We start from the raw sequence: 26,816 nt of genomic DNA, 5'->3' as shown, positions 1-26,816 counted from the left end.
GGCCCCGGACCGTCCGAGGGGACGGTCCGGGGCCGGCGTCGTGCGTTCGGGGCCTCAGAGGATCCGCTGGAGCAGTACGTACCCGCCCGCCTCGCCCGCCGGCGCGAAGCGCGACCCCGGATGGAGCCACTCGGCGTAGGCGACGGGGTCGCCGGCCCAGCCGGAGGAGTTGTCGAAGACCAGGAAGGCCGGCAGCACCCCCTTGGTGTTGCCGATCCAGAACACCTGGCAGCGCGAGGTCAGCCGGGTCAGCGGTCCGTTGTCCGCCTCCACCCGCACCCCGTCCGGGATCTTCGCCAGCAGCCGCTCGACGGCGGTCACCCGCTCGGGCTTCTCGTACGCGGAGCGCTCACCGAGCCGGGCCAGCGGCATGCTGGTCGCGCTCAGCGCGAGGGCGGCCGCGAGCACGGCGCCGGGCAGCTGGGCGGCGTACGCGCGCACCCGCGGGCGGCCGCTGTGCCGGGCGATGTCGAGGGCGTCGGCCAGGGCCAGGGCGAGGACCGGCATCAGGACCGCGCTGTAGTGGTAGCCGGTGGACCAGTAGTGCGGGTCCCCCGACAGGAACCGCCAGCCCAGGGTCGGTACGGCCACCAGCAGCAGCGGGGAGCGCAGCGCGAGGAGCCCGGTGGTGGGGACCAGGACCCAGCCGAGGGTGGTCAGCTTCGTCCCGAGGCCGCGCAGCGGGCCGCCGCCGTCCTCCCCGAGCTTCTCCCAGTAGGCGTAGCCGTCGGTGGCGAAGGCGGGGATCACCACGGTGAAGACCAGGGCCGCGGCGGCCACCCCCGCCGCGGCGACGGCCACCGCGAGGCGCGCGGCCCGCGGATCGGCGTGCCGGGCCCGCCAGGCGACGACGAGGGCCAGGACCGCCAGGGTGACCCCGAGGTCCTCCTTGACCAGCAGCAGCGGCAGCCCCCAGCCGAGGGCGGCCCGCCAGCGGCGCGCGAGCAGCGCTTCCAGGGCGAAGGCCAGCAGCGGTACGGCGAAGCAGATCTCGTGGAAGTCGAACTCGACGGCCCGCTGGATCCCCCAGGACAGCCCGTACGCCGCCCCGAGCGCGAGTCCGCGCGCCCGCCCGAGGAGCTTCGCCGAGGCGCGGGTCACGGGCAGCGCGGACAGCGCGAGCAGGGCCGCCTGCACCACCAGGAGGGTGAGGGGTGTCGGGAAGAGCCGGTAGAGCGGGGCGATCAGGGCGATGACGGGGCTGAAGTGGTCGCCGAGGACGTGGAAGCCCGGGCCCTTCAGGTCCACCACGGGCGCCTGGAGCCAGGCGTAGCCCCTGACTGCCTGCTCGAATATCCCGAGGTCCCAGGAGGCCTCCTCCATGCGCCGGTAGCGGGTCACCGAGAGCACGCAGTACGCGAGGAACAGGGCGGCGGTGAGCGCGTACGGCGCCCGGGGCCCGGCCCGCCCGGCCGGCCCGCCGGCGCCCGGGATGCTTCCGGATATCGGCATCCCGACAGATTCTCATCCCCGACCGGAATGCCTCCCTCCGCCCCCGGCGCATACGGCTGCGTCCCACCGCGCGGGCGGCTCCGGCCCGTCCCTCCGGCCCCGCGCGGGCGGCTCCGGCCCGGCTCCTCACGCGGGCGGGGCCGGAATGGCCCGCGCGGCCGAGGGGGCGGCGTCATAGGGTGGGAACCCCCGGCCCGTTCACGTGTCGGGCCCTTCGCGTTGCCCCCCGAGGCCCCTCGCCTCCCACCGGATGGAAAGCCTGTCTCATGAGCCTGCACGGACTGCTCGACGCCGTCACCCGGGACCCCGCCCTCGCCGAGGCGGTCACCGCGGCCGGGGACGGCAACCGCATGCACGTGGACCTCGTCGGCCCGCCCGCCGCCCGGCCCTTCGCGATCGCCGCCCTGGCCGCCCGTACCGAGCGGACCGTGCTCGCGGTCACCGCCACCGGGCGGGAGGCGGAGGACCTCGCCGCCGCGCTGCGCTCCCTGCTGCCCCCCGACGAGGTCGTCGACTACCCGGCCTGGGAGACGCTGCCGCACGAACGGCTCAGCCCGCGCAGCGACACCGTCGGCCGCCGCATCGCGGTGCTGCGCCGGCTCGCGCACCCGAGCAAGGACGACCCGGCGGCCGGGCCCGTCTCGGTGGTCGTGGCCCCCATCCGCTCCGTGCTCCAGCCGCAGGTCAAGGGGCTCGGGGACCTGGTGCCGGTGAGCCTGCGGCAGGGGGACACCACCGACCTCGGCGGGGTCACCGAGGCCCTCGCGGCGGCCGCGTACGCCCGCGTCGAGCTGGTCGAGAAGCGCGGCGAGTTCGCCGTCCGCGGCGGCATCCTCGACGTGTTCCCGCCCACCGAGGAGCACCCGCTGCGCGTGGAGTTCTGGGGCGACGAGGTCGAGGAGATCCGTTACTTCAAGGTCGCCGACCAGCGCTCCCTGGAGATCGCCGAGCACGGCCTGTGGGCCCCGCCCTGCCGGGAGCTGCTGCTCACCCCCGAGGTGCGCGAGCGGGCCGCGGCGCTGGCCGAGGAGCACCCCGAGCTGGGTGAGCTGCTCAACAAGATCGCCGAGGGGATCGCGGTCGAGGGCATGGAGTCCCTCGCCCCCGTCCTCGTCGACGACATGGAGCTGCTGATCGACGTCCTGCCGGCCGGGGCGATGGCCGTGGTCTGCGACCCGGAGCGGGTCCGCACCCGGGCCGCCGACCTGGTGGCGACCTCGCAGGAGTTCCTGATGGCCTCGTGGGCGGCCACCGCCGGCGGCGGCGAGGCCCCCATCGACGTCGGCGCGGCCTCGCTGCGCGGGATCGCGGACGTACGCGAGCACGCGCGCGAGCTCGGCATGATGTGGTGGTCGGTGTCCCCCTTCGCGGCCGACGAGACGCTGACACACGCCGCTGACGCGGCGGGGGTGGGCGGTGACGTCCTCAAGCTGGGCATGCGCGCCCCCGAGGCCTACCGGGGCGACACCGCCCGCGCGCTCGCCGACACCAAGGGCTGGATCGCCGACGGCTGGCGCACCGTCTACCTCACCGAGGGCCACGGCCCGGCCGCCCGTACCGTCGAGGTGCTCGGCGGAGAGGGCATCGCGGCCCGGCTGGAGGCGCGGCTGCCGGCGCTGGAGCCCTCGATCGTCCACGTCGCCTGCGGTTCCCTCGACAACGGCTTCGTCGACCCGGCGCTGAAGCTGGCCGTCCTCACCGAGACCGACCTGACCGGGCAGCGCACCGCCACCAAGGACCTCGGCAGGATGCCGACCCGGCGCCGCAAGTCCATCGACCCCCTGACCCTGGAGGTCGGCGACTACATCGTGCACGAACAGCACGGTGTCGGCCGCTACCTCGAGATGGTGCAGCGCACGGTGCAGGGAGCCACCCGCGAGTACCTGCTCGTCGAGTACGCGCCCGCCAAGCGCGGCCAGCCCGGCGACCGCCTGTACATCCCCACCGACCAGCTGGAGCAGGTCACCAAGTACGTGGGCGGCGAGGCCCCGACCCTGCACCGGCTCGGCGGCGCCGACTGGACGAAGACCAAGGCGCGGGCGAAGAAGGCGGTCAAGGAGATCGCCGCCGACCTCATCAAGCTGTACAGCGCGCGCATGGCGGCCCCGGGCCACACCTTCGGCCCCGACACCCCTTGGCAGCGCGAGCTGGAGGACGCCTTCCCGTACGCGGAGACGCCCGACCAGCTCACCACCATCGCCGAGGTCAAGGAGGACATGGAGAAGTCCGTGCCCATGGACCGCCTGATCTGCGGCGACGTCGGCTACGGCAAGACGGAGATCGCGGTCCGGGCGGCCTTCAAGGCGGTGCAGGACGGCAAGCAGGTGGCGGTCCTGGTCCCCACCACCCTGCTCGTGCAGCAGCACTTCGGCACCTTCTCCGAGCGGTACAGCCAGTTCCCGGTCAATGTGAAGGCGCTGTCCCGCTTCCAGTCCGACACCGAGTCCAAGGCCACCCTGGAGGGGCTCAAGGAGGGCTCGGTGGACGTGGTCATCGGCACGCACCGGCTGTTCTCGCAGGAGACGAAGTTCAAGGACCTCGGCCTGGTCATCGTCGACGAGGAGCAGCGGTTCGGCGTCGAGCACAAGGAGCAGCTGAAGAAGCTGCGCGCCAACGTGGACGTGCTGACCATGTCCGCGACCCCGATCCCGCGCACCCTGGAGATGGCGGTGACCGGCATCCGCGAGATGTCGACGATCACCACCCCGCCGGAGGAGCGCCACCCGGTCCTCACCTTCGTCGGCCCGTACGAGGAGAAGCAGATCGGCGCGGCCATCCGGCGCGAGCTGCTGCGCGAGGGGCAGTGCTTCTACATCCACAACCGGGTCGAGTCCATCGACCGGGCGGCCGCGAAGCTGAGGGAGATCGTGCCCGAGGCGCGGATCGCCACGGCCCACGGCCAGATGTCGGAACAGGCCCTGGAGCAGGTGGTGGTGGACTTCTGGGAGAAGAAGTTCGACGTCCTGGTCTCCACCACGATCGTCGAATCCGGCATCGACATCTCCAACGCCAACACCCTCATCGTGGAGCGCGGCGACAACTTCGGCCTCTCCCAGCTGCACCAGCTGCGCGGCCGTGTGGGACGCGGCCGCGAGCGCGGGTACGCGTACTTCCTGTACCCGCCGGAGAAGCCGCTGACGGAGACGGCCCACGAGCGTCTGGCCACCATCGCCCAGCACACCGAGATGGGCGCCGGCATGTACGTGGCGATGAAGGACCTGGAGATCCGCGGGGCGGGCAACCTGCTCGGCGGCGAGCAGTCCGGGCACATCGCGGGCGTCGGTTTCGACCTGTACATCCGGATGGTCGGCGAGGCGGTGGCCGATTACCGGGCGGCCGTCGAGGGCGGCGGAGCCGAGGAGGAACCGCCGCTGGAGGTGAAGATCGAGCTGCCGGTCGACGCGCACGTCCCGCACGACTACGCACCCGGCGAGCGGCTGCGCCTCCAGGCGTACCGGTCCATCGCGGCGGCGAACTCGGAGGCCGACATCAAGGCCGTACGGGAGGAACTCACCGACCGCTACGGCAAGCTGCCGGAGCCGGTGGAGAACCTGCTGCTGGTGGCGGGCCTGCGGATGCTGGCGCGGGCGTGCGGGGTCGGGGACATCACCCTCCAGGGCCCGAACATCCGCTTCGGACCAGTGGAGTTGCGCGAGTCGCAGGAGCTGCGCCTGAAGCGCCTGTACCCGGGGACGGTCCTCAAGCCGGCCACCTCCCAGGTGCTCGTCCCGCGCCCTAAGACGGCGAGGGTCGGCGGCAAGCCGCTGGTCGGCCGTGAACTGCTCGGCTGGACCGGGGAGTTCCTCACCACGATCCTCGGGTCGTAGCCCGGCGGCCCGAATCCCGGGCCCGGTGGGTGTCGCACGTGACCGCCCGCGCGCCGTGCGCGCGCGGTCACGTGTCTTCCGGCTCCCGGCGGGGGCGGGGGAGCGGGCCGCAAGGGCCGGTGGCCGACGCTCCTCCCATGTACCTTTTGCGACGGTATGCCGGTTTCCGGAGCCCGCATATCATCGACCGGTGATCACACCGACGGAGCTCCGGGCCGCCGCGACGGCGGACTTCCCCGCCCTGTTCCTGCGCCCCTGGCGGCAGGAGGACGTCCCCGCGCTCGTGGAGGCGTACGCCGATCCCGTCCTGCGGCACCGGACCGCCGACCCCGTGTGCGGGGAGGCGGACGGGCGGCGCTGGGTGGAGGGCCAGTGCCGGGACCGGGAGGCGGGGCTGCGGTTCGGCTTCGCGGTACTGGAGGGCGAGACGGGCCCCCTGGTGGGCGGCGTCGTCCTCAAACGGCCCGCACCCGGCGGCCCTTCGGCCGAGGTCGGCTACTGGACCGCCGCCCACGCCCGGGGCCGGGGTGTCGCCCCCCGCGCGCTGGGGGCCCTGACCGACTGGGCGTTCGAGACCTTCGCGGGCCGCGGACTGGAACGCCTCGACCTCCTGCACCAGGAGGACAACGAGGCCTCCTGCCGCGTCGCGCGCAAGTGCGGCTACCTCTTGCGCGGCACCCTCCCGGCGGCCCCGCCCGAGTACCCGCTGAGCGGCCACCTGCACGTCAGGCCCGCGACCCGGGCCTGAGCTCCGGCGGCGGCCGTCAGACCGCTTCGCCCGCCGGGCCGCCGACCTTGGAGAGGTCCAGGACGTCGGAGTCCTTCGGGGACGTGGTGTCGACCGGGACGTCGAAGGCCGAGAACAGGGCCTCGGCGGTGCTGTCGCCGCTGACGGTCGACTTCAGGATGTACGGCGTGCCCTGCGTGGCGACCCAGTCCGTCTGGGTGCCCTGCCGGGACGGGAAGGCGATCGCCAGCGCGGGCTTGCCGCCTATGGTGCCGGTCTGGCCCTTGCGGGCGAGCGGGCTGGACTTGCCGAGGTCGCCCGTCAGCTTGGCGAGGTCGCAGCTGTTGGTCATGGAGGCGGCGCGGGGGTCGGAGGAGGGGATCTTCACCCAGCGGTCGGCGAGCATGCTGACCATCTGGTCCGTCTGCTTCTGCGGGGTGTGCTTCTGCTTGGCCGCGCCCCGCCAGTAGGTGGCGTCGCCGCGGAAGTGGACGAGCTCGGCGGACTTGATGATGTCCAGCTTGCCCATGCCGTCGAGGCGGACGGCGCCGTTGCAGTTGCCCTTCTTGTCGAGGGAGAGGTCGATCCGCATCGGCTTGCCCTGGTACTGCACGCTGGCCGCGACGTGCAGCGCCTCCGCCTTGCGCGTGGCCTCGCCGGCCCGGGTGAGGATCTCCGAGCCCGCCAGTTCGGTGAGCGCGGGCCCGCCCTGGGCGCCCGCCGGACCCGAGGGCGAGGCGGTGGCGGACGGGGAGGGCGACTGCGCGGCGCGGGCCCGGCCGGCGATGTCGGAGGCGCGGCCCTCACCGGGCACGCACGCCGTCAGCCCGCCGCCGATCAGGGCCGCCGCGGCGAGCGCCGACACGGTGCTCTTCGTACGGCCACGGCCGTGATTCGGGCTGCGCATCGTGGTTCCCCCCGTGGAGCGGTGACTAGGACTCGGGTCCGAGCCTAGGCGGTGCCTGTGACACGGCACCCGACGGGGCCGTGGCGGGCCGTACGCCGGTGTACTCGACCGACCCGGAGTCCGGACCGCCCCGCGCGTGCTTGACGAGGTACGGCGCGGCGTCCAGCAGTACGTGGTCGGTGATCTCGGTCCCGTCGGGCGCCTTCGACGTGAACACCGCGACCGGTTTGCCGTTCTGGCGGGTGTCCTGCTCTCGGCGGATGCCGGCCGGCTCCCCAGGGAACGCCTCCTCGGGCCGGGCCGCCCCGCACAGGGCGACGAGGTGCGCGACCGAGGGGTCCGCCGGTCTGACGTCGATCCAGCCCTGGTCGCCGTCCGGCGACTTGACGGGTCCGTCCCTGAACTGGTCGCGGAGGAAGCCGGCGTCGCCCCTGAAGGAGAGCCTGCCGTCCGCCATCAGGATCTCGCCCGACCCCGACCCCGACCCCGACCCGGCCCCGGTGACCGTGACCTTGCCCCAGCACCCGCCGTCGCCCTCGAAGGTCAGCTCCGCGCTGATGCGGCGGTCGCCGGCCGTGCGCGTGACGAGCGCGTTCTTGCTGCCGGTCCTGCCGGTCTCCTCGTACGCGGCGCGCAGGACGGCGGCCGGGTCCTTGCCCGCGAGCGGGTCGGGGGCGGGGGAGGGAGGCGACGCGTTCGCCGCGCCGGGCCCCGGGACGCAGCCGGTGACGGTCAGCAGGGCCGCGCAGGCGAGTGCGGCGGCGGCCGCGGGCATGGTGGTGCGCATGGGTCGGTCCCCCCGGGATCGGCGTTCAGGAGCCCGGACGCTATCCGGCCGCGCTGGAGCCGGGACTTCTTCCAGGTCGCGCGGCCCGTGGCCGCGGCCACGGGCGGGACGCCGGGGGGAGCGGCGCGTACGGGTCCGCACGACGGACCGCCGGGCGGTGGCGTCCGGCCCGGACAACCGTGCTGCGACCCTGCAACGGTTGGCTCCATCCCCTCACGGACGGCCGGAAACGCTGTATACGCTTCGAGCCGTCACCTTTCCGCACGGCCCGTCAGGAGCACCGATGCACGGCCCCGGCATCCCGCCGCAGCAAGGCCCCCACGGCCACCGGCCCACCTCCGGGGCCGCGATGACGCTGCGCGTGCTGTTCACGGCGCTCCCCGTCCTCAGCTGCGGATTCTTCTCCTGGGGTGCGCTGCTGCGGCTCGCGATCCTCACCCGCAAGCCCCGCGACTGGGCGCTGCTGGTGCTCACCCTGGTGCTGTCGGTCGTGTGGATCACCTTCATCGAGCTCGACCCGACGGCCGACACCAGCGGCTGGCAGAGCGATCTCGGTGCGGGTGGCTCGATCTTCACCGGCTTCGCGGTCTGCGTCTACTACCTCGTCTCCGACATCAGGCACCACGAGGCCAAGGCCCTGGCCCCGGCGCCCTGGTACCCGCCCGCGCCGCAGCCCCCGTACGCGCAGCACCACCAGCCCCAGCCGCCGCACCAGACCACTCCGGGCTACGGCTACCCGCCGGACGGGCCCCCCGGAGCCCGGCCGCCGGTGCCCCCGCAGCAGCCCGCGCCGCCCCGCATCGGGCAGGTCCGCGCCGAACTCGACGAGCTCAGCGAGCTGCTGCGCAAGCAGACCCCGGCCCGGCCCCCGCAGCCCGGCGGCCCCTACCAGGACCCGAACACCACGGCGATCCAGGACCCCCAGCAGTGACCGAGTGCGAACGCCTCATCGGCGAGCGCTACCAGCTCGCCACCGTCCTCGGCCAGGGCGGCATGGGCCAGGTATGGACGGCCTACGACCGCCGCCTGGACCGCCGCGTCGCCGTCAAGCTGCTGCGGCCCGACAAGGTGGCCGGCCCCGGCACCGTCGCCGAGGAGTTGCGCCGCCGCTTCGTGCGCGAGTGCCGGGTCACCGCACAGGTCGACCACCCCGGCCTGGTCACCGTCCACGACGCGGGCAGCGACGGCGACGAGCTGTACCTCGTCATGGGCTACGTCGAGGGCTCCGACCTCGCCGACCACCTCGCCGCACACGACCCCTACCCCTGGCCCTGGGCGGTCGCGGTGGTGGCGCAGCTGTGCGCGGTGCTCTCCGCCGTGCACGCGGTGCCGATCGTCCACCGCGACCTGAAGCCGCGCAACGTGATGATCCGCCCGGACGGGACGGTCCTCGTCCTCGACCTCGGCGTCGCCTCCGTGATGGACACCGACACCACCCGCCTCACCAGCACCGGAACCCCGATCGGCAGCCCCGCCTACATGGCCCCCGAACAGGCCATGGGCGGCGCCGTCGGCCCGTACACCGACCTGTACGCCCTCGGCGTCCTGCTGTACGAACTCCTCAGCGGCGGCGTCCCCTTCGCCGGGACCACCGCCCTCGGCGTCCTGCACCGCCACCTCTACGAGCCCCCGGCGCCGGTGCGCCCGCTGCGCCCCGAGATCCCCGCCGAGCTGGAGGCGGTCCTGCTGCGCCTCCTCGCCAAGGACCCGCAGGACCGCCCCGCCTCCGCGCAGGAGGTCTACGAGGCCCTCGCGCCGCTGCTCCCGGTCCCCGGCAGCCGCCTGCCGGCCGGCCCCCTCGACCCCACCCGCCCCTTCCTGCGCCCCCAGGCCCCCTGGCCCGACCGGGCGGCCGCCGTCCCGCCGCGCCCGGCCGCGCCCCCGGCGCCGCCCCGCCCCGACGTCCCGGGCGCGGTGGACGAGGCCCGCAAACTGCTCGACGAGGGCCGGCTGACCCAGGCCGTGGACATCCTCGGTGACATCCTCCCGGCGGCCGCCGCCGAGCACGGCGAGCACTCCCCGGTGGTCCGCAGCCTGCGCAAGCAGTACGCGGCCACGCTGATGGACGACGGCCAGTACCGCCGGGCCCTGCCGGAACTGCGGCGTCTGGCGGCCCAGTTCCCCGCCGGGGACCCGCAGTCGCTGCGCTTCCGCTACGACGCCGCGCAGTGCCTGGAGCAGCTGGGCGAACCGGCGGCGGCCCTGGCGGAGTACCGCTCGCTGCTGCCCCTGTTCGAGAACCACTACGCCAACCCGGACCCGGGCCTGCCGCTGGAGGTCCGCCGCCGGATAGCGCACCTGCTGCTCTCCCTCGGCGACCGGCCGGCGGCCCACGACACCCTGGTCCGCCTGCTCTACGACGCGGACCGCGTCCACGGCCCGGCGCACCCCCTGCCGGTGGAGATCCGGCGCACCCTGCAATGGCTGGGCCAGGTGCGCTGACCGCCGCGAGCGGCACGCCGGGCCGGGAGGCGGGTGCGAGCTACACCGCGGCGCCCCGCTGACGGCGCCGGAGCACCGCCGTCCCCAGCACCACCAGGACGGACACCCCCGCGACACCCGCCCCCGCCGCCAGTCCCGGCGGGCTGAACTCGCAGCTCACGGTGGTGGTGCGGCCGTCCAGCGGGACCGCGAGCAGGCCGAGGCGGGACCGCGCCGGGCGCCCGTTGCAGCTCCAGCCGGCGATCGCCGGGGCCGCGACCACCGCCGTCCCGGCGCTGCCCGGGGGCAGGGTGGCGCTCAGCCCCGAGGAGGAGACCCGTACACCGGTGGCGGCCTTCGCCCGCAGAGCGGTGACCGCCGCCCCCAGCCGGGCCCCGTCCAGGCAGGACAGCGCCCAGCGGGCGGGCGCGGGCCGGTCGAAGACGAGCTTCGAGGCGGGCCCGCGCGAGAGCCCGAGGGACTGGAGCGCCGCCCGGTTCTTCGGGGGGTTGCCGTTCAGCTTGAAGGGGCGGCCGCCGGCGAGGCGGGCCGTGGCGTTGTACTCCGGGGCCCACAGGAAGGCCTCGGTGCCGGCCCGGCAGATCCCGGGCGCGACCGGGTCCTCGTACACCCGCGCGCCCAGCAGCAGTTCCTGGTTGGCGAAGGGGGACTCGCCGTACGCCACGGGCGCTTCCGCCGGGCGGACGGTGACCAGCGGCAGGGCCTCGGCGCGGGTGACGGTGCCGTCCGGCGCGAGCCGCGCGCCGACCGCGAACACCGCGTCCGTCACCGGGTTGTCCAGGCTCTGCACGCTGCGCCCGCGCGAGGTCCAGCCCGCGCCGAGCGCCGTCATCGTGCGCGTGAACACGTCCGGGGTGTGGCTGCTGTAGTACGCCCCGCCCTCCCCGCCCAGCAGCATCGGGTCGTTGCCCGTCAGCGCCGGCCGGCCCGCGTCGGTCCGGTACGCCGGCCAGCCCCCGGCGCCGGCCAGGGCGCGGGCGCGCGCGGTGTGCGCCCGGTCCCAGGAGGGGTAGTCGTCCAGCCCGGCCAGCTTGCGCAGGTCGCCGTACGCCGTCGTCGCCGCGGCCTGCGCCACCAGCACCACCGTCAGCACGCCCGCCGCCACCGGCAGCAGCCGCCGGTGGCCGAGCGCCCGCCAGGCCCAGGCGCTCAGCGCCAGCCCGCCCGCGAAGAGCGCGTACCCCCACGCCGTCGGCAGGGCGCTGCCGCCCGCCCACAGCACGGCCGCCGTGAGCAGGCCGGCGCCCGCCGCGAGCGCCCGTACGCCGGGCACGCCGGCGGCGAGACCCGTCCAGGCGGCGATCACCGCGATGCCGGCCAGCACGAAGGTCTGCCGGTACGCGCTGCCGTTCGGGGTCGCGAAGAGGTGCCAGGCCAGATGGGTCGGCTCCCATTGGAGGGACAGCGCCACCACCGCCACCAGCCCCGCCCACCACCGGCGGGTGCGGGCCGGCAGCGCCCGGTGGAACGGCAGGGCCGCCAGGAGCAGCAGCGTCCCGGTGCCCACGAACACGGCGGGGGAGTTGAAGGAGTACGTCGCCGGCAGCAGCCGCGCGAACAGGTCCGACCACGGCACCGGGCCGAACTCCCTGGACCAGCCCGGGTACGCCTGCTTCGAGCTGAGGAACAGCGGCAGCAGCACCGGCGCCGCGAGCCCGATCCCGAGCACGGTGGTCACCACCGCCCGCCCGATCACCCGGGCCCGCTCGCGCGGCCCTTCCCGGGTCAGCACCACCCGCACCACCAGCACCAGCGCCGCGCCCAGCGTGGCCATGTACGCGGTGTAGAAGTTGGCCGTCCAGCCCACCGCCACGACCAGCACGCCCAGCACGGGGCGCCGCGAACGCAGCGCCCACTCGCCGGTCAGGCACAGCAGCGGGAAGGCCACCAGCCCGTCCAGCCACATCGGGTTGTACGCGGCCTCGATCACCGACCAGCCGCACAGCGCGTACGAGGCCCCCAGCAGCCCCGCCGCCCACCAGGGCCCGCTCCGCTGGGTGCGCAGCAGCCAGGCCATGGCCGCCGCCGCGGCCGCCGTCTTGAGCACGGTCACCACGTACACCGCGAGGTCGATGTCCTCGCGCGGGAACAGCGCCACCAGCACGGCGAACGGGCTCGTCAGGTACGTGCCGAAGTCGGGCAGGAAGCTGGTGCCGTAGCCGGACTGCCAGTTGAGGAGGAGACCGCCCTCGGCCCGCCCGTGCAGCAGGTCCCACAGGTGCGCGTGGAACGGCACGAACTGGTTCCCGAGGTCGTTGACGCTGCGGTGGCGCGGTCCGTACGGGAACACCCGCGCGACGGCGTCCCCGCCGCACACGGCCACCGCCGTGACGAGCGAGGCCACCACCGCCCCGAGCGCCCCCGGCCCGCGCCCGGAGCGCCGCGGCGCCCGCGCATCGGGACGGTACGGGATCCGGGGCTGGGCGAGACGCGATATCGGCATGGTGCTCCGACGATCTCAGGAAGGGCGGGCCCCGCGGCGACCGGGGGGCGAACTCGCACCCCGACACCACCGGAATCGTTGGTCGAACCGGTGGCTCGGGCCACCCTGACTGCATACCATCGATCACCGCACGGCCCTTGTGCACCGACGCACAATCTCCCGGCCCTGGAGGCTCTCTTGCACCGTCGCACAGCGCTCTCCGTCTCCGCCGCCCTGCTCGTGGCGGCTCCCCTGCTCACCGCTTGCTCGGGCGGGACCCGGCCCGGCACCGCGGCCGTCGTCGGGGGTGAGCGCATCACCACCTCGACCCTCCAGGCCCAGGTCGCCGACGTGCGCACCGCCCAGAACCGGTCCGAGGAGGGGGCGCAGCTGATCGGCGCCACCGCCGGGCTGGAACGGCTGAAGCTGAACAAGATGATCCAGAGCGCCGTCCTGGAGCGGGCCGCGAAGGACGCCGGGCTGAGCGTCAGTCCCAAGGAGGTCGAGGACGTCCGCAAGGCGCAGCTCCAGCAGCTGGGCGGCGAGGAGGAGCTCCGGGACGCGGCGCTCCAGCAGGCGCAGCTGGCCCCGGGCCAGATCGAGGCGGACACCCGCTTCAAGCTGCTGCGCGACAAGCTCTTCGCGCACTACGGGAGCCAGGACAAGGCCGTGGCCAAGCTGGCGGAGGCGGCGAAGGCCCTGCACATCGAGGTGAACCCGCGCTACGGACGCTGGGACTCGCAGCAGATCCTGCTCGGCGACCAGGAGACGCCGTGGATCACCCAGCGGACCCGCCCCGAGCAGGCGGCACCCGCCGGAGCGTGACGGCCGCGGGCGGAGGTAGGTTCGGAGTGTGACCGACACCGCCGCCCCCGCCGCCGCCGAGCCCACCGGCCGGATCGTCCTGCTGACCGCCAGCCACCGGGTCGCCCCCGGGCTGCTGTCCTGGCCGGCCTGGCAGACCCTGCACGCCGCGGACCGGGTGCTGTGCGCCGACCCGGGTCACCCGCAGCTGCCGTACCTGCGCGAGGCGGGGGTCGAGGTGGCGCACGAGGTCCCGGACGCGCACGGGCTGGTCGAGGCCTGCGCCGGGGGCCGCACCGTCGTGGTGCTGCCCGGCGGCGAGGGCGACCAGCGGCTGACGGACGGGCTGGCCCGGCTGGCCGGCTCGGGCCGGGTCGCCATGCCCGACCTGGAGCTGCTGCCCGGCTCCTACGACCTGCCGGGCGCGCGGCTGCTGGACCTGGTGCAGGTCATGGACCGGGTGCGCCGCGAGTGCCCCTGGACCTCGCGCCAGACCCACGAGGGCCTGGTGAAGTACGCCATCGAGGAGGCGTACGAGCTGGTCGAGGCGATCGAGGACGGCGACCGGGACGCACTGCGCGAAGAGCTCGGCGACGTCCTGCTCCAGGTGGTCTTCCACGCGCGCATCGCCGAGGAGGAGGGCGGCGGCGAGGACGGCGCGGAGGCCTTCTCCATCGACGACGTCGCGGGCGACCTCGTCGACAAGCTGATCCGGCGCCACCCCCACGTGTTCGGGGACGCCACCGCGGAGTCCCCGGACGACGTCCGCGCCCACTGGCAGGCCACGAAGGCGGTCGAGAAGCAGCGGGACTCGGTCACCGACGGGATCCCGCTGGGCCAGCCCGGCCTGGCGCTCGCGGCCAAGCTCGCGGGGCGGGCCCGTACGGGCGGGGTGGCCGTGGAGCTGCCCCGGGGCGAGGGCGTCGGGTACGAGCTGCTGGAGCTGGCGGCGCGCGCCGAGGCGTCGGGGACCGACCCCGAGACGGCGCTGCGCGCGGCGGCCCGCGTCTACCGGGACGCGATCCGGGCGGCCGAGGGAGCCGGCGAGTAGCCCGTCGGCATCGGGCCGCCGGCGGTTTGCCCGCCGGCGTCGGCCCGCCGCCCGGGGTCAGTACGGGCGGGGGGCACGGCCCGACGGGTCGTGCCAGTGCGGGGCCGGGCGGTGCAGGAACCATTCGCCGAAGCCCAGCGGCCGGGTGCCGGGGGCGCCGCCGAGGGGGAGCGCGTCGTGGAAGAGCCGGTCGGGGCGGGCCCCGAGCTCCTCCAGGAGGTGGACGGTCTCCTCGATGAACCGCGCCGGCCCGCTGAGGTAGACGTCCTGCTCCCGCCACAGGCCGCGGTGGCCGAGCGCGGTCGCCAGCCGGGCGGTGGCCTGGTTGCGGTGCTGTCCGGGGGCGGGGGTGATGTAGGTGGCGCCGAGCCAGGGGCAGGCGGCGGCGTGCCCGTCGATCAGGGGCCGGTCGTAGAGGTGCGCGGAGTCCCGGGCGACCACGAAGAGCCGTACGTCGTGGTCGGGAGGGTGCTGGACGAGTTCCTCCAGCAGGGCCCGTACGGGCGCCCAGCCGGTGCCGGCGGCGATGAGGGTGAGGGGGCGGTCCTCGCGGCGCAGGGTGAGCCGGCCGCCGGGGGCGCCGAGCCTCAGCACCTCGCCGGGCAGGACGTCGCGGACCAGGGCGGTGCTGAGCCGGCCGCCGTCGATCCGGCTGACGTGCAGGTCGACGGTGCCGTCGGGGCGGGGGGCGTTGCCGAGGGAGTACGTGCGCCAGGTCACCGGGACGCGGTCGCTGCTCACGCTCACGTACTGGCCCGGCCGGTAGGGCAGCGGGACGCGCGGGGCGAGGGTCAGTACGCCGATGTCCTCTCCGTACCGGAGGTGGCGCACGACCTCGGCGTCCCACCAGGGGGGTTCGTCGCTCTCGGCGGCGCCGGCGGTCATCGCGTCGGCGATGCGCCGGTAGGCCTCGGACCAGGCCTTCTCGACGGCCGGGGACCAGGCGGCGCCGGAGGTCTCGGCGAGGGCGGCGAGCAGGCTGGTGCCGACGGCGGCGTAGTGCCCGGGGCCGACGAGGAACTTGCGGTGGTCGCGTCCGAGGTCGCGTAGATAGGGGAGCAGGGTCTCGCTCTCCAGGTGGTCGACGACATGGGTCAGGGCGGCGAAGAGCCGGTCGCGCTGGCGCTCCATGTCCTCGGAGGAGGCCGGGAAGAGTTCGCGGAGCCCGGGGTTGTGCCAGAAGAGGTGGGAGTAGAAGTACTTGACCGCGTGTTCGGCCCGTCTCTCCACCACCGCGAAACTGCTCTTCAAGATCCTCACGTCCACAGGACCGACAGTAGGAGCGCCGCGGAACCCGGCGTCAAGTGATCTCCGATCTGCGGACAGCCGCGACGAAGCGGTCATATGGGATGGCCGGTGGTGGGCCGGGATACGGTCGACGGGTGCACGATCAGACCCCCGCCGCCCCGTCCGACCCGTCCCGCCCCCAGGGGCCGACGCTCTTCGACTGGGAGTTCGCGACCGACCCCTACCCCGCCTACGCCTGGCTGCGCGAGCACTCCCCGGTGCACCGCACCAAGCTCCCCAGCGGGGTGGAGGCCTGGCTGGTGACCCGGTACGCGGACGCCCGCCAGGCCCTCGCCGACCAGCGGCTGAGCAAGAACCCGGCGCACCACGCGGAGCCGGCGCACGCCAAGGGCAAGACCGGGATCCCGGGGGAGCGCAAGGCGGAGCTGATGACGCACCTTTTGAACATCGACCCGCCGGACCACACCCGGCTGCGGCGGCTGGTGTCGAAGGCGTTCACCCCGCGCCGCGTGGCCGAGTTCGCCCCGCGCGTGCAGGAGCTGACCGACGACCTCATCGACCGGATCGTGGCGAGGGCGCGGGCCGAGGGGAAGGGGGAGGCGGACCTCATCCACGAGTTCGCCTTCCCCCTCCCCATCTACGCCATCTGCGAGATGCTCGGCGTACCGCGGGAGGACCAGGACGACTTCCGGGACTGGGCCGGGATGATGATCCGGCACGGGGGCGGACCGCGCGGCGGCGTGGCCCGCTCCGTGAAGCGGATGCGCACCTATCTCGGGGAACTCATCCACCGCAAGCGGGATGATCTGGGCAATGACCTCATCTCCGATCTGATCCGGGCAAGTGACCACGGAGACCATCTGACGGAGGCCGAGGCCACGGCGATGGCCTTCATCCTGCTCTTCGCGGGCTTCGAGACGACCGTGAACCTCATCGGCAACGGCATCCACTCCCTCTTCATGAACCCGGACCAGCGCGAGCGCCTCCAGGCCTCCCTCGCGGCCGGGGAGAGCGCGCTGCTGGAGACCGGCGTCGAGGAACTGCTGCGCTACGACGGCCCCGTGGAGCTCGCCACCTGGCGGTTCGCCACCCGGCCGCTGACCCTCGGAGGCCAGGAGATCGCGGCCGGGGACCCGGTGCTCGTGGTCCTCGCGGCGGCCGACCGCGATCCGGAGCGGTTCGACGGGCCGGACACCCTCGACCTCGCCCGGAGTGACAATCAGCACCTCGGATACGGCCACGGGATCCATTACTGCCTCGGCGCTCCGCTCGCCCGTCTCGAAGGCCAGACGGCACTCGGGACTTTGCTGAAGCGTCTGCCGGATCTGGAACTTGCCGTTCCCCCCACGGACCTGCGCTGGCGCGGCGGGCTCATCATGCGTGGCCTGCGCACCCTCCCGGTCCGGTTTACAGTCCCGAACGCCTGAGGGCGCGCGCGAAGCGGAACTGACCGGAAGTCAGTCCACTCCCGAACTTGTGACATCCGTTCGAAGGCGGCTAGGTTCTGCCGTTACCCCGCCGTTATACGAAAGGTGCAGTCTCATGCTTCCCGGGAACGGCCGCCACAGACGCCCCCGCCAGGTACCCGCGATCGTCGTCACCGCAGGAGTCACCGGCTCCGCGCTGGCCATGCCGCTGCTCGCCGCCACCGGCGCGAGCGCGGCCGACACCGCCACGTGGGACAAGGTCGCCGACTGCGAGAGCGGCGGCACCTGGAGCGCGAACTCCGGCAGCGGCGCCTACGGCGGGCTGCAGTTCACGCTGGAGCAGTGGAAGAACGCGGGCGGGCTCGCCTACGCGGAGCGCCCGGACCTCGCCAGCCGCTCCCAGCAGATCGCGGTCGCCGAGCGGGTGCTGGCCTCCCAGGGCCCCCAGGCGTGGCCGCTGTGCTCCGCCTCGGCCGGGCTGACCCAGCAGGGGCCGACGCCCGAGGTGGACCCGGGCGACAACAAGAACCCGGGGCCCGTCGCGCCCACCCCGACCCGGCCGGACGAATCGGTGCCGGTCACCGGCAAGGGCAAGCCCTCCACGGACTTCGGGGCCCCGACCCCGGCGCCGAACAGCCCGTCCACCGGCCCGAGCGTGCTGCCGGACTACCCGCTCGGCCCCTCCAGCGGACTGCCCGTCATGCCCGAGCCGGACTTCACCGTCCAGCCCACCACGCCCCCGGTCTCCCCGACCGCCCCGGGCACCCCCGTCGCCCCGGTCTCCCCGACCGCGCCGGGCACCCCGACCTCCCCGGCCGGCCCGACGGCCCCGGCCGTCCCGGGCCTCACGCCGACGGCCCCGGCCGTCCCGGGCGCGCCGTCCGGCACGCCGTCGGCCACCCCGTCCGCCGAGGCGGGCGACGGCGGGGGCAAGCACCGCGGTCCGGCCGCCGTCGAGCTCCCGGCGGCGCCTGGCGCGGCGTCAGCCGCCCCCGGCGATCCCACGTACACCGTGAAGCCGGGCGACAGCCTCGCGGCCATCGCGGACGCCAAGGGGCTCAAGGGGGGCTGGAACGAGCTCTACAAGGCCAACGAGCAGGTCATCGGCGGGGACGCGGACCTCATCAAGCCGGGCCAGAACCTGGATCTAACCAAGGAATAGGGGCAGTTCGGGCATCCAATAAGACTTGAATGTCCGTTATCGGTAAATGAGACATGCATCTCTTCCGGTCAACTGGCGTGTCTCGTTCCGGAACTTCCGCAAACCCCGCTCCGACCTGCGCAAACGCGCCTTTGAGGAACGCAAGTAGGCCGGTTTCTCCCCAAAATCACACGTTGAACATCGGGGAGAGACCTGTCTACCTTCTGAATCGCTCGCCACCGCGGGCTCCTTCGACCGCATCGCCGAATCCTGCCGGCGGACGGAGGGAACAGTCGTCGCGCAAGCGCCGAAGGCAGGAGCGGGGGAACCAAGGTAGGCGCCGGGAGAGGCCGTTGTGATGCGGCCGCGTACCGGCTAGGGGTGAAGACACGCGCCGCGCCGCGTGACCGGGCAACTCATCCGCCCGAACCCGACAGCTCACCTCGAAGGCGTCGGTGAGGAGAAATCCATGCTGCTTTCCGGCAAGGGCAAGCACCGCCGCGGCTCCAAGGCCGTCCGCATCGTCACGCTCGCCGGTGTCGCCGGTGTCGCCGTCGCGGCCCCGCTGATGGCCGCGGGCACCGCCAGCGCCGCCACCGCGTCCGAGTGGGACAAGGTCGCCGCCTGCGAGTCCGGCGGCAACTGGTCCATCAACACCGGCAACGGCTACTACGGCGGTCTGCAGTTCTCGGCCTCCACCTGGGCGGCGTACGGCGGCAAGGCCTACGCCTCGCAGGCCAACCAGGCCAGCAAGGCCCAGCAGATAGCCATCGCCGAGAAGGTCCTCAAGGGCCAGGGCAAGGGCGCCTGGCCGCACTGCGGCGTCGGCCTGTCCAACTCCGCGTACAGCGGCGGCGGCACGGCCACCCCGGCCAAGCCGAAGCCCGCCACCAAGCCCGCCCCGGCCAAGCCGGCCCCGGCCAAGCCCGCCCCGGCGAAGCCGTCCAAGCCGAAGGCCGACACCGAGACCAAGGGCTCCGGCTCCGGCTCGGGCAACTGGACCCCGGCCAAGCCGTCGACCCCGAAGACCGAGGCCCCGAAGACGGGCAACGGCTCCTACGTGGTCAAGGAGGGCGACACTCTCGGCACCATCGCCGACGCCCACAAGGTCAAGGGCGGCTGGGAGAAGCTCTTCGAGCTCAACAAGGACACCGTGTCCGACGCCGACCTGATCTTCCCGGGCCAGAAGCTGAAGCTCGCCTGAACGTCCGCGTAACACTCGCGGCACCCCGCAGCATCCCCACCGCCCGGCGCGTATCCACCCACGCGCCGGGCGGCGGCATGTCGTGCGCCGGTACCCGCATACCGGAACCGGACCTCCGGCTTCCGATGCCGCTCCCGCCGCGGAACGCGCGGGAGCACGGGCCCTATGTCCCGGAAGGCGGGCATTCGGCACCTTTTTCGTCCCAGGACCCGGGCGGTCGGGCAGCCCACCGCCCCGAGCCGGTTAGGCTCTAGTCGGCGGGGCCGTCCCACGGCCCCACGCCACCGCACACCCAGCGTCACATCCCAGAAGGAGATGCTCGTGCCGTCCATCGACGTCGTCGTAGCCCGGGAAATCCTGGACTCCCGAGGCAACCCCACGGTCGAGGTCGAGGTGGGCCTCGACGACGGCAGCACCGGCCGTGCTGCCGTTCCGTCCGGCGCCTCCACCGGTGCCTTCGAGGCCATCGAGCTCCGTGACGGTGACCCCAACCGTTACATGGGCAAGGGCGTGGAGAAGGCCGTCCTCGCCGTCATCGAGCAGATCGGCCCGGAGCTCGTCGGCTACGACGCCACCGAGCAGCGCCTGATCGACCAGGCCATGTTCGACCTCGACGCCACCGACAACAAGGGCTCGCTCGGCGCCAACGCCATCCTCGGCGTCTCCCTGGCCGTCGCGCACGCCGCGTCCGAGGCCTCGGACCTGCCGCTGTTCCGCTACCTCGGCGGCCCGAACGCGCACCTGCTGCCCGTTCCGATGATGAACATCCTCAACGGTGGGTCGCACGCCGACTCCAACGTCGACATCCAGGAGTTCATGATCGCCCCGATCGGCGCGGAGTCCTTCTCCGAGGCGCTGCGCTGGGGTGCCGAGGTCTACCACACCCTCAAGAAGGTTTTGCACACCAAGGGCCTGTCCACCGGCCTGGGCGACGAGGGCGGCTTCGCCCCGAACCTGGAGTCCAACCGCGCCGCGCTCGACCTCATCATCGAGGCCGTCAAGCAGGCCGGCTACACGCCGGGCAAGGACATCGCGCTCGCGCTCGACGTCGCCGCGTCCGAGTTCTACAAGGACGGCAAGTACGAGTTCGAGGGCCAGTCCCGCTCGGCCGCCGAGATGACGGACTACTACGCCGAGCTCGTCGACGCGTACCCGCTGGTCTCCATCGAGGACCCGCTGTTCGAGGACGACTGGGCCGGCTGGAAGACCATCACCGACCGCCTGGGCTCCAAGGTCCAGATCGTCGGCGACGACCTCTTCGTCACCAACCCCGAGCGCCTCGCCCGCGGCATCGAGGAGGGCTCCGCCAACGCCCTGCTCGTGAAGGTGAACCAGATCGGTTCCCTGACCGAGACCCTCGACGCCGTCGAGATGGCCCAGCGCAACGGCTTCAAGTGCATGATGTCGCACCGTTCCGGCGAGACCGAGGACGTAACCATCGCCGACCTCGCCGTCGCCGTGAACTGCGGTCAGATCAAGACCGGCGCCCCGGCCCGCTCGGACCGCGTCGCCAAGTACAACCAGCTGCTGCGCATCGAGGAGATCCTCGACGACGCCGCCGTGTACGCCGGCCGCAGCGCCTTCCCGCGCTTCAAGGGCTGACACGCCTTCAGGGCGGAACCCCTCGGGGACACCCCTGGGGCTCAAGCCTCCGTACGTCCCCGCACTCGGTCCCGTACCGTGTGCGGGGACGTATTGCGTAGTGCGCGCACAGGGGAGGCGGGGCCATGACCGGGAACCGGGACCGGTTCTCCACCTTCTCGACGGCGACCCGGCTCAGGCAGCTCGGCGAACGGACCGCGGCCCACGTCTACCGCTCGCAGTCCCGCCGGCACATCCGCCGCAGCCGGCTCACCGGCCGGGCGGCGCTGCTGGTGCTCGTCCTCTGTACGCTGGTCGTCGCCCTCGCGTATCCGATGCGCCAGTACGTCTCCCAGCGCTCGGAGATCAAGGACCAGCAGCGGGCCGCCGACACCGCGCGCAAGCGCCTCGAACAGCTCCGCGACGAGAAGGCCCGCTGGCAGGACCCCGCCTACGCGGAGCAGCAGGCGCGCAAGCACCTGCACTTCCTGCGCCCGGGGGAGATCGGCTACATCATGAGCGACCCCGGGGCCGCGGCCCCGGAGCACCGCCGCGGCGGTCAGGACGGTTCCGACCGGCCCTGGTACTCCAACGTCTGGGACGGCGTCGACAAGGCCGACCGCCCCGGCGAATGACCCACCCATCACGTACGACCGAACGAAGAGACTTCCTCCAGGCATGCAGACGCCCCCGCCCCAGACCGACCGGACCGAGCCGACCGACGCGGACATCGAGGCGTTCGAGCAGCAGCTCGGCCGCCCGCCGCGCGGGCTCCGCGCCATCGCGCACCGCTGCCCCTGCGGCCAGCCGGACGTCGTCGAGACCGCACCCCGGCTGCCCGACGGCACCCCCTTCCCCACGCTGTACTACCTGACGTGCCCGCGCGCGGCCTCCGCGATCGGCACGCTGGAGGCCAACGGCGTGATGAAGGAGATGCAGGCCCGGCTCGCCGAGGACCCGGAGCTCGCCGCCGCCTACCAGAAGGCGCACGAGGACTACATCCAGCGCCGTGACGCCATCGAGGTGCTCCAGGGCTTCCCGAGCGCCGGCGGCATGCCGGACCGGGTCAAGTGCCTGCACGTGCTGGTGGGCCACTCGCTGGCCGCCGGTCCCGGGGTGAACCCGTTCGGCGACGAGGCGCTGGCCATGCTGCCGGAGTGGTGGGCCAAGGGCGCGTGCGTCACCCCGTGCGGGGAGAAGAAGGCGGAGGGGGCCGAGTGACCCGGGTCGCGGCCATCGACTGCGGCACGAACTCCATCCGCCTCCTCGTCGCCGACTGCACGGTGTCCGCCGGCGCCTCGGGCGAGGGGGCCGTCAAGGAGCTGGTCGAGCTCGACCGCCGGATGACCATCGTCCGGCTCGGCCAGGGCGTGGACGAGACCGGCCGGCTGGCCCCGGAGGCGCTGGAGCGCACCTTCGCGGCCTGCCGCGAGTACGCCGCCGTGATCAAGGAGTTCGGCGCCGAGCGGGTCCGCTTCGTCGCCACCTCCGCGTCGCGCGACGCGGAGAACCGGGACGAGTTCGTCCAGGGGGTCATGGACATCCTCGGGGTCGAGCCCGAGGTGATCTCCGGCGACCAGGAGGCGGAGCTCTCCTTTACCGGCGCCACCGGGGAACTCGTCGCCCACGAGCACCTGGAGCGGCCGTTCCTGGTGGTGGACATCGGCGGCGGCTCGACCGAGTTCGTCGTCGGCGAGGAGCACGTGCGCGCCGCCCGGTCGGTGGACGTGGGCTGCGTACGGATGACCGAGCGCCACCTGGTGGTGGACGGCCGGGTCACCGACCCGCCGACGCGGGAGCAGATCACCGCGATGCGGGCCGACATCGAGGCGGCCCTGGACCTGGCCGCCGAGAAGGTCCCGCTGGCCGAGGCCCGCACCCTGGTGGGCCTGGCGGGTTCGGTGACCACGGTCGCCGCGATCGCCCTGGGCCTGGCCGAGTACGACTCGTCGGCCATCCACCACGCCCGGATCTCCTACGAGCAGGTCCGCGAGATCAGCGGGCGCATGCTGACCGCCACCCACGCGGAGCGCGCCGCCATCCCCGTGATGCACCCGGGCCGGGTCGACGTGATCGGTGCGGGTGCCCTGGTCCTGCTCGCGATCATGGAGCGGATCGGAGCCGCCGAGGTCGTGGTCTCCGAGCACGACATCCTCGACGGCATCGCCCTCAAGGCCGCCGAAGGGGCCGGGAACGACGAGCGGAGGGTCTGACCCGCCGGATCGCCGGATCGCCGGACGGCGGTTCCCCCGGTTGGCCGGGGAACCGCCGTCCGGCGCCGGACAGCGGTCTCGACGCGCACCGGGCGGGCCGCTGCTCCCGGCTGAACATCGTGTTCCGCCCGATGGGTGGCTGGTGGGCAGGGGGAGGGGGCCCGGTGCGGCGGCAGTGCGAGGGCGGTGAGGGGCCCCTGGGGCGGCCGAAAGTGCCCCTGTGGGAACGAGGTTCGTGAAGTTCTTCACAAGGAAAAAGGCTCTGCCGGGTCAACAACAGGGCCCTTCGGGACCTTCTTGGGGGTCGCGGGGTCGTTTCAGCACCTGTTTGTGCGATGCGCGGCCGCAACGGGTTTCGTATCAGAGGTAAGGACGAAACCCAGTGGTCCAGTCCGGTTGAGGCCTTGGAGGCCAGTTCAGGACGGGTGAACAACGACTCCCGTTACCTGTTGGTTCCCGTTGCGCGCCATGACCTGGGTCACGCGGGCCGCGCAGTGTAACAGAGGCCTCGGGACACCTTGTGAAGGGGCTCACGAGCGTCACTCCTTGGGGTGCTGGATACTCGTTCCATGAGCACCACGGAGCGTCCCAGGATCCTCGTAGTAGGAGGTGGGTACGTAGGCCTGTACGCGGCCAAGCGCATCATGAAGAAGATGCGCTACGGCGAGGCGACCGTCACGGTCGTCGACCCGCGGTCGTACATGACCTACCAGCCCTTCCTCCCCGAAGTGGCCGCAGGCAACATCTCGCCTCGGCACGTTGTCGTCCCGCTGCGACGCGTGCTGCCCAAGGCTGAGGTTCTCACCGGCCGGGTCACCACCATCGACCAGGACCGCAAGGTCGCCGTCGTCACGCCGCTGGTCGGCGAGGCGTACGAGCTGCCCTTCGACTACCTGGTGATCGCGCTCGGCGCCGTCTCCCGCACCTTCCCGATCCCCGGCCTGGCCGAACAGGGCATCGGCATGAAGGGCGTCGAGGAGGGCATCGGCCTGCGCAACCACGTCCTCGAGCAGCTCGACAAGGCCGAGTCCACGACGGACGAGAACGTCCGCCGCAAGGCCCTCACCTTCGTCTTCGTCGGCGGCGGGTTCGCCGGCGCCGAGACGATCGGCGAGGTCGAGGACATGGCCCGCGACGCCGTGAAGTACTACTCCACGATCAAGCGCGAGGACATGCGCTTCATCCTGGTCGACGCGGCCGACAAGATCCTTCCCGAGGTCGGGCCGAAGCTCGGCACCTGGGGCAAGGAGCACCTCGAGTCCCGCGGCATCGAGATCTACCTCAACACCTCCATGGACTCCTGCGTGGACGGCCACGTGGTGCTGAAGAACGGCCTCGAGGTCGACTCCAGCACCATCGTGTGGACCGCCGGCGTCAAGCCGAACCCGGCGCTGGCCCGCTACGGCCTGCCGCTGGGCCCGCGCGGCCACGTGGACACCGCCCCGACCCTCCAGGTCCAGGGCACGGACTACATCTGGGCCGCCGGCGACAACGCCCAGGTCCCGGACGTCGCCGCCCGCAAGGCCGGCGTCGAGAACGCCTGGTGCCCGCCGAACGCCCAGCACGCGCTGCGCCAGGCCAAGGTCCTCGGCGACAACGTGGTCTCCGGCATGCGGGGCTTCCCGCAGAAGGAGTACGCGCACTCCAACAAGGGTGCGGTGGCGGGCCTCGGCCTCCACAAGGGCGTCGCGATGATCGTCATGGGCAAGATGAAGATCAAGCTCAAGGGCCGGCTCGCCTGGTACATGCACCGTGGCTACCACGGCATGGCCATGCCGACCTGGAACCGCAAGATCCGCGTCTTCGCCGACTGGACCCTCGGCATGTTCCTCAAGCGCGAGGTCGTCTCCCTCGGAGCGCTGGAGACCCCGCGCGAGGAGTTCTACGAGGCCGCCAAGCCGGCGCCGGCCCCGGCCGCCGCCGCTGCCCCGGCCGAGAAGGCCAAGGCCTCCTGACCCCGGCCGCTCCGGCAGGTCACTGAGCACGACCCGAAGGGGCCGTCCGCCATCCGTGGTGCGGGCGGCCCCTTCGGCGTGCCCGCGGACCGGCCGGAGCGGCCGCTGCCGGGCCGGACGGGCCCTTGGCCCGGGTCCGGCACGGACGGCTGGAGGCCCGCTCGAAGGCCGCTCCAGCGGGCGGCCGGCCGTGATTGCCCCGGAAGGGAAGTGGGAAGTCGTTCCACGACCTTCTGGAGGTGCCTGAGATGAGCGACGCCGCGCCGCGGCTGGCAGCGATTGCCGAAACCCTGCTGGGCGCCCCCGTGCCCGTGCGGATACGGGCCTGGGACGGCAGTGAGGCCGGCCCCGCCGCCGGCCCCGTGCTGGTGATCAACCACCGCCGCGCCCTGCGCCGGATCCTGTGGAAGCCGGGCGAGCTCGGACTCGCCCGCGCCTGGGTCACCGGGGAGCTGACCGTCGAGGGCGACCTGTTCGAGCTGCTCGACCGGGTGGCCGGCCTGCTCTGGGAGCGCGCGCCCGCCGCGCCCGCCACCGTCCCCGCCCGTATCGGACCGGCGAGGCTCGCCGCCCTGCGACCGCACCTGCCCGGGCACGGCTCCGGCGCCGCCGCGCTCCTTCGCGACCCGGCCGCGCGGAGCGCCGTACGCGACCTCCTGGCCCTGGCGCGCCCCTGGACGGCGCCCGCGCCGCCGCCGGAGGAGGCCGTCCGCCGCGGCGGGCCGCGCCACTCCAAGAAGCGCGACAGCGAGGCGATCAGCCACCACTACGACGTGGGCAACGACTTCTACGAGCGCGTCCTCGGCCCCTCGATGGTCTACTCCTGCGCCTACTGGACCCCGGACGGCACCCTCGAGGACGCCCAGCGGGACAAGCTCGACCTGGTCTGCCGCAAGCTCGGCCTGAAGCCGGGGGAGCGGCTCCTGGACGTCGGCTGCGGCTGGGGCTCCATGGCCCTGCACGCGGCCCGCGAGTACGGGGTGCGGGTCACCGGCATCACGCTCTCGCGCGAGCAGGCCGCGTACGCCCGCAAGCGGATCGCGGAGGAGGGTCTGACCGACCGGATCGAGATCCGGGTGCAGGACTACCGGGACGTCAAGGACGGCCCGTACGACGCGATTTCCTCCATCGGCATGGCCGAGCACGTGGGCTCCGAGCGCTACCGCGAGTACGCGGGGATCCTGCACGCCCTGCTGGCCCCCGGCGGCCGGCTGCTGAACCACCAGATCGCCCGTCCCCCGGAGCCCGACGAGGAGGCGTACCGGGTGGACGAGTTCATCGACGCGTACGTCTTCCCGGACGGGGAGCTCTCCCCGATCGGCACCACCGTCGGCGAGCTGGAGAAGGCCGGCTTCGAGGTCCGCGACGTGGAGGCGCTGCGCGAGCACTACGCGCTGACCCTGCGTGCCTGGGTGGCGCGCCTGGAGCGGCACTGGGACGAGGCCGTACGGCTCACCTCGCCCGGGCGGGCCCGGGTGTGGCTGCTGTACATGGCGGCCTCCGCGCTCGGCTTCGAGCGGGGCCGCCTCGGGGTCAACCAGGTGCTGGCGGTACGGCCCGTGGACGGAGGGGCCTCGGGGATGCCGCTGCGGGCGCGCGTCTGGGGCGGGTAGCCGGGTCCGGTGGCG

The 26,816-nt window shown here is 73.4% G+C and carries 20 protein-coding genes and 1 riboswitch; of the genes, 15 read left to right on the top strand and 5 right to left on the bottom strand.

All coding sequences use genetic code 11. From position 1 onward, the window contains the following. Window positions 1-54 precede the first annotated feature (54 nt). Window positions 55-1,452: a DUF2079 domain-containing protein gene (locus ACFY7H_RS18510; protein WP_388939217.1), complete on the bottom strand. Its 1,398-nt coding sequence runs from the start codon at window positions 1,450-1,452 to the stop codon at window positions 55-57. 266 nt (window positions 1,453-1,718) lie between these two features. Here ACFY7H_RS18510 and mfd point away from each other — a divergent pair, with 266 nt between their 5' ends. Together mfd and ACFY7H_RS18500 are read left to right on the top strand one after the other, a co-directional pair. Continuing rightward, window positions 1,719-5,279, top strand: coding sequence for a transcription-repair coupling factor (gene mfd / locus ACFY7H_RS18505; protein ID WP_388939215.1), 3,561 nt, complete (start codon window positions 1,719-1,721; stop codon window positions 5,277-5,279). A gap of 190 nt (window positions 5,280-5,469) precedes the next feature. Continuing rightward, window positions 5,470-6,027, top strand: a complete 558-nt coding sequence (locus ACFY7H_RS18500; RefSeq protein ID WP_388939214.1) for a GNAT family N-acetyltransferase — start codon at window positions 5,470-5,472, stop codon at window positions 6,025-6,027. Window positions 6,028-6,043: 16 nt separating this feature from the next. On the opposite strand, the gene ACFY7H_RS18495 is transcribed toward ACFY7H_RS18500, so the two are convergent. Beyond that, complete coding sequence (locus tag ACFY7H_RS18495) at window positions 6,044-6,913, bottom strand: hypothetical protein (RefSeq protein WP_388939212.1); 870 nt, start codon at window positions 6,911-6,913, stop codon at window positions 6,044-6,046. A gap of 25 nt (window positions 6,914-6,938) precedes the next feature. Then, window positions 6,939-7,700 (bottom strand): hypothetical protein, encoded by a 762-nt coding sequence (locus ACFY7H_RS18490; RefSeq protein ID WP_388939210.1) that lies wholly within the window; start codon window positions 7,698-7,700, stop codon window positions 6,939-6,941. A gap of 283 nt (window positions 7,701-7,983) precedes the next feature. Here ACFY7H_RS18490 and ACFY7H_RS18485 point away from each other — a divergent pair, with 283 nt between their 5' ends. Together ACFY7H_RS18485 and ACFY7H_RS18480 are read left to right on the top strand one after the other, a co-directional pair. Beyond that, on the top strand, window positions 7,984-8,631 hold the full coding sequence (locus ACFY7H_RS18485) for a hypothetical protein (RefSeq protein ID WP_388939208.1): 648 nt from the start codon (window positions 7,984-7,986) through the stop codon (window positions 8,629-8,631). Beyond that, window positions 8,628-10,142, top strand: a complete 1,515-nt coding sequence (locus ACFY7H_RS18480) for a protein kinase (RefSeq protein ID WP_388939206.1) — start codon at window positions 8,628-8,630, stop codon at window positions 10,140-10,142. The genes ACFY7H_RS18485 and ACFY7H_RS18480 overlap by 4 nt, the downstream gene beginning before the upstream one ends. A 40-nt stretch (window positions 10,143-10,182) precedes the next feature. Here the strand turns inward: ACFY7H_RS18480 and ACFY7H_RS18475 are convergent, their stop codons facing one another. Further along, window positions 10,183-12,585, bottom strand: coding sequence for a YfhO family protein (locus ACFY7H_RS18475; RefSeq protein ID WP_388939205.1), 2,403 nt, complete (start codon window positions 12,583-12,585; stop codon window positions 10,183-10,185). Between the two features lie 177 nt (window positions 12,586-12,762). Here ACFY7H_RS18475 and ACFY7H_RS18470 point away from each other — a divergent pair, with 177 nt between their 5' ends. Further along, complete coding sequence (locus ACFY7H_RS18470; protein ID WP_388939203.1) at window positions 12,763-13,389, top strand: SurA N-terminal domain-containing protein; 627 nt, start codon at window positions 12,763-12,765, stop codon at window positions 13,387-13,389. 28 nt (window positions 13,390-13,417) lie between these two features. Beyond that, entirely contained in the window at window positions 13,418-14,419 is a 1,002-nt protein-coding gene (locus ACFY7H_RS18465) for a nucleoside triphosphate pyrophosphohydrolase (RefSeq protein WP_388939201.1), read from the top strand. Window positions 14,420-14,476: 57 nt separating this feature from the next. Here ACFY7H_RS18465 and ACFY7H_RS18460 read toward each other — a convergent pair whose 3' ends face one another. Continuing rightward, window positions 14,477-15,679, bottom strand: coding sequence for a globin domain-containing protein (locus tag ACFY7H_RS18460; protein WP_388939199.1), 1,203 nt, complete (start codon window positions 15,677-15,679; stop codon window positions 14,477-14,479). A 122-nt stretch (window positions 15,680-15,801) separates the two neighbouring features. On the opposite strand from ACFY7H_RS18460, the gene ACFY7H_RS18455 reads away from it, so the two are divergent. The 9 genes from ACFY7H_RS18455 (at window position 15,802) to ACFY7H_RS18415 (ending at window position 26,801) form a co-directional block, all read left to right on the top strand. Beyond that, window positions 15,802-17,094 (top strand): cytochrome P450, encoded by a 1,293-nt coding sequence (locus tag ACFY7H_RS18455; RefSeq protein ID WP_388939197.1) that lies wholly within the window; start codon window positions 15,802-15,804, stop codon window positions 17,092-17,094. Between the two features lie 115 nt (window positions 17,095-17,209). Beyond that, the gene (locus ACFY7H_RS18450) at window positions 17,210-18,256 is read left to right on the top strand and encodes a transglycosylase family protein (RefSeq protein ID WP_388939195.1); all 1,047 of its coding nucleotides are present in this window, start codon (window positions 17,210-17,212) and stop codon (window positions 18,254-18,256) included. Window positions 18,257-18,530: 274 nt separating this feature from the next. Then, window positions 18,531-18,702: riboswitch (cyclic di-AMP (ydaO/yuaA leader) on the top strand. 2 nt (window positions 18,703-18,704) lie between these two features. After that, on the top strand, window positions 18,705-19,439 hold the full coding sequence (locus tag ACFY7H_RS18445; protein WP_388939193.1) for a transglycosylase family protein: 735 nt from the start codon (window positions 18,705-18,707) through the stop codon (window positions 19,437-19,439). Window positions 19,440-19,754: 315 nt separating this feature from the next. Then, window positions 19,755-21,041: a phosphopyruvate hydratase gene (gene eno, locus ACFY7H_RS18440; RefSeq protein ID WP_388939192.1), complete on the top strand. Its 1,287-nt coding sequence runs from the start codon at window positions 19,755-19,757 to the stop codon at window positions 21,039-21,041. A gap of 125 nt (window positions 21,042-21,166) precedes the next feature. Continuing rightward, window positions 21,167-21,655 (top strand): septum formation initiator family protein, encoded by a 489-nt coding sequence (locus tag ACFY7H_RS18435; RefSeq protein WP_388939190.1) that lies wholly within the window; start codon window positions 21,167-21,169, stop codon window positions 21,653-21,655. A gap of 43 nt (window positions 21,656-21,698) precedes the next feature. Continuing rightward, a complete protein-coding gene (locus tag ACFY7H_RS18430) occupies window positions 21,699-22,241 on the top strand; it encodes a DUF501 domain-containing protein (protein ID WP_388939188.1) in 543 nt (180 codons plus the stop codon). Beyond that, on the top strand, window positions 22,238-23,233 hold the full coding sequence (locus tag ACFY7H_RS18425; protein WP_388939187.1) for an exopolyphosphatase: 996 nt from the start codon (window positions 22,238-22,240) through the stop codon (window positions 23,231-23,233). The genes ACFY7H_RS18430 and ACFY7H_RS18425 overlap by 4 nt, the downstream gene beginning before the upstream one ends. A gap of 569 nt (window positions 23,234-23,802) precedes the next feature. Then, a complete protein-coding gene (locus ACFY7H_RS18420; RefSeq protein WP_388939185.1) occupies window positions 23,803-25,188 on the top strand; it encodes an NAD(P)/FAD-dependent oxidoreductase in 1,386 nt (461 codons plus the stop codon). A 248-nt stretch (window positions 25,189-25,436) separates the two neighbouring features. Then, the gene (locus ACFY7H_RS18415; RefSeq protein ID WP_388939183.1) at window positions 25,437-26,801 is read left to right on the top strand and encodes a class I SAM-dependent methyltransferase; all 1,365 of its coding nucleotides are present in this window, start codon (window positions 25,437-25,439) and stop codon (window positions 26,799-26,801) included. Window positions 26,802-26,816 lie beyond the last annotated feature (15 nt).

The sequence above is a fragment of the Streptomyces sp. NPDC012794 genome, from assembly GCF_042901085.1.
Lineage (GTDB): Bacteria > Actinomycetota > Actinomycetes > Streptomycetales > Streptomycetaceae > Streptomyces.
The sequence above is the reverse complement of the archived record's forward strand: the minus strand, read 5'-3'. Positions and strand labels throughout refer to the sequence as shown.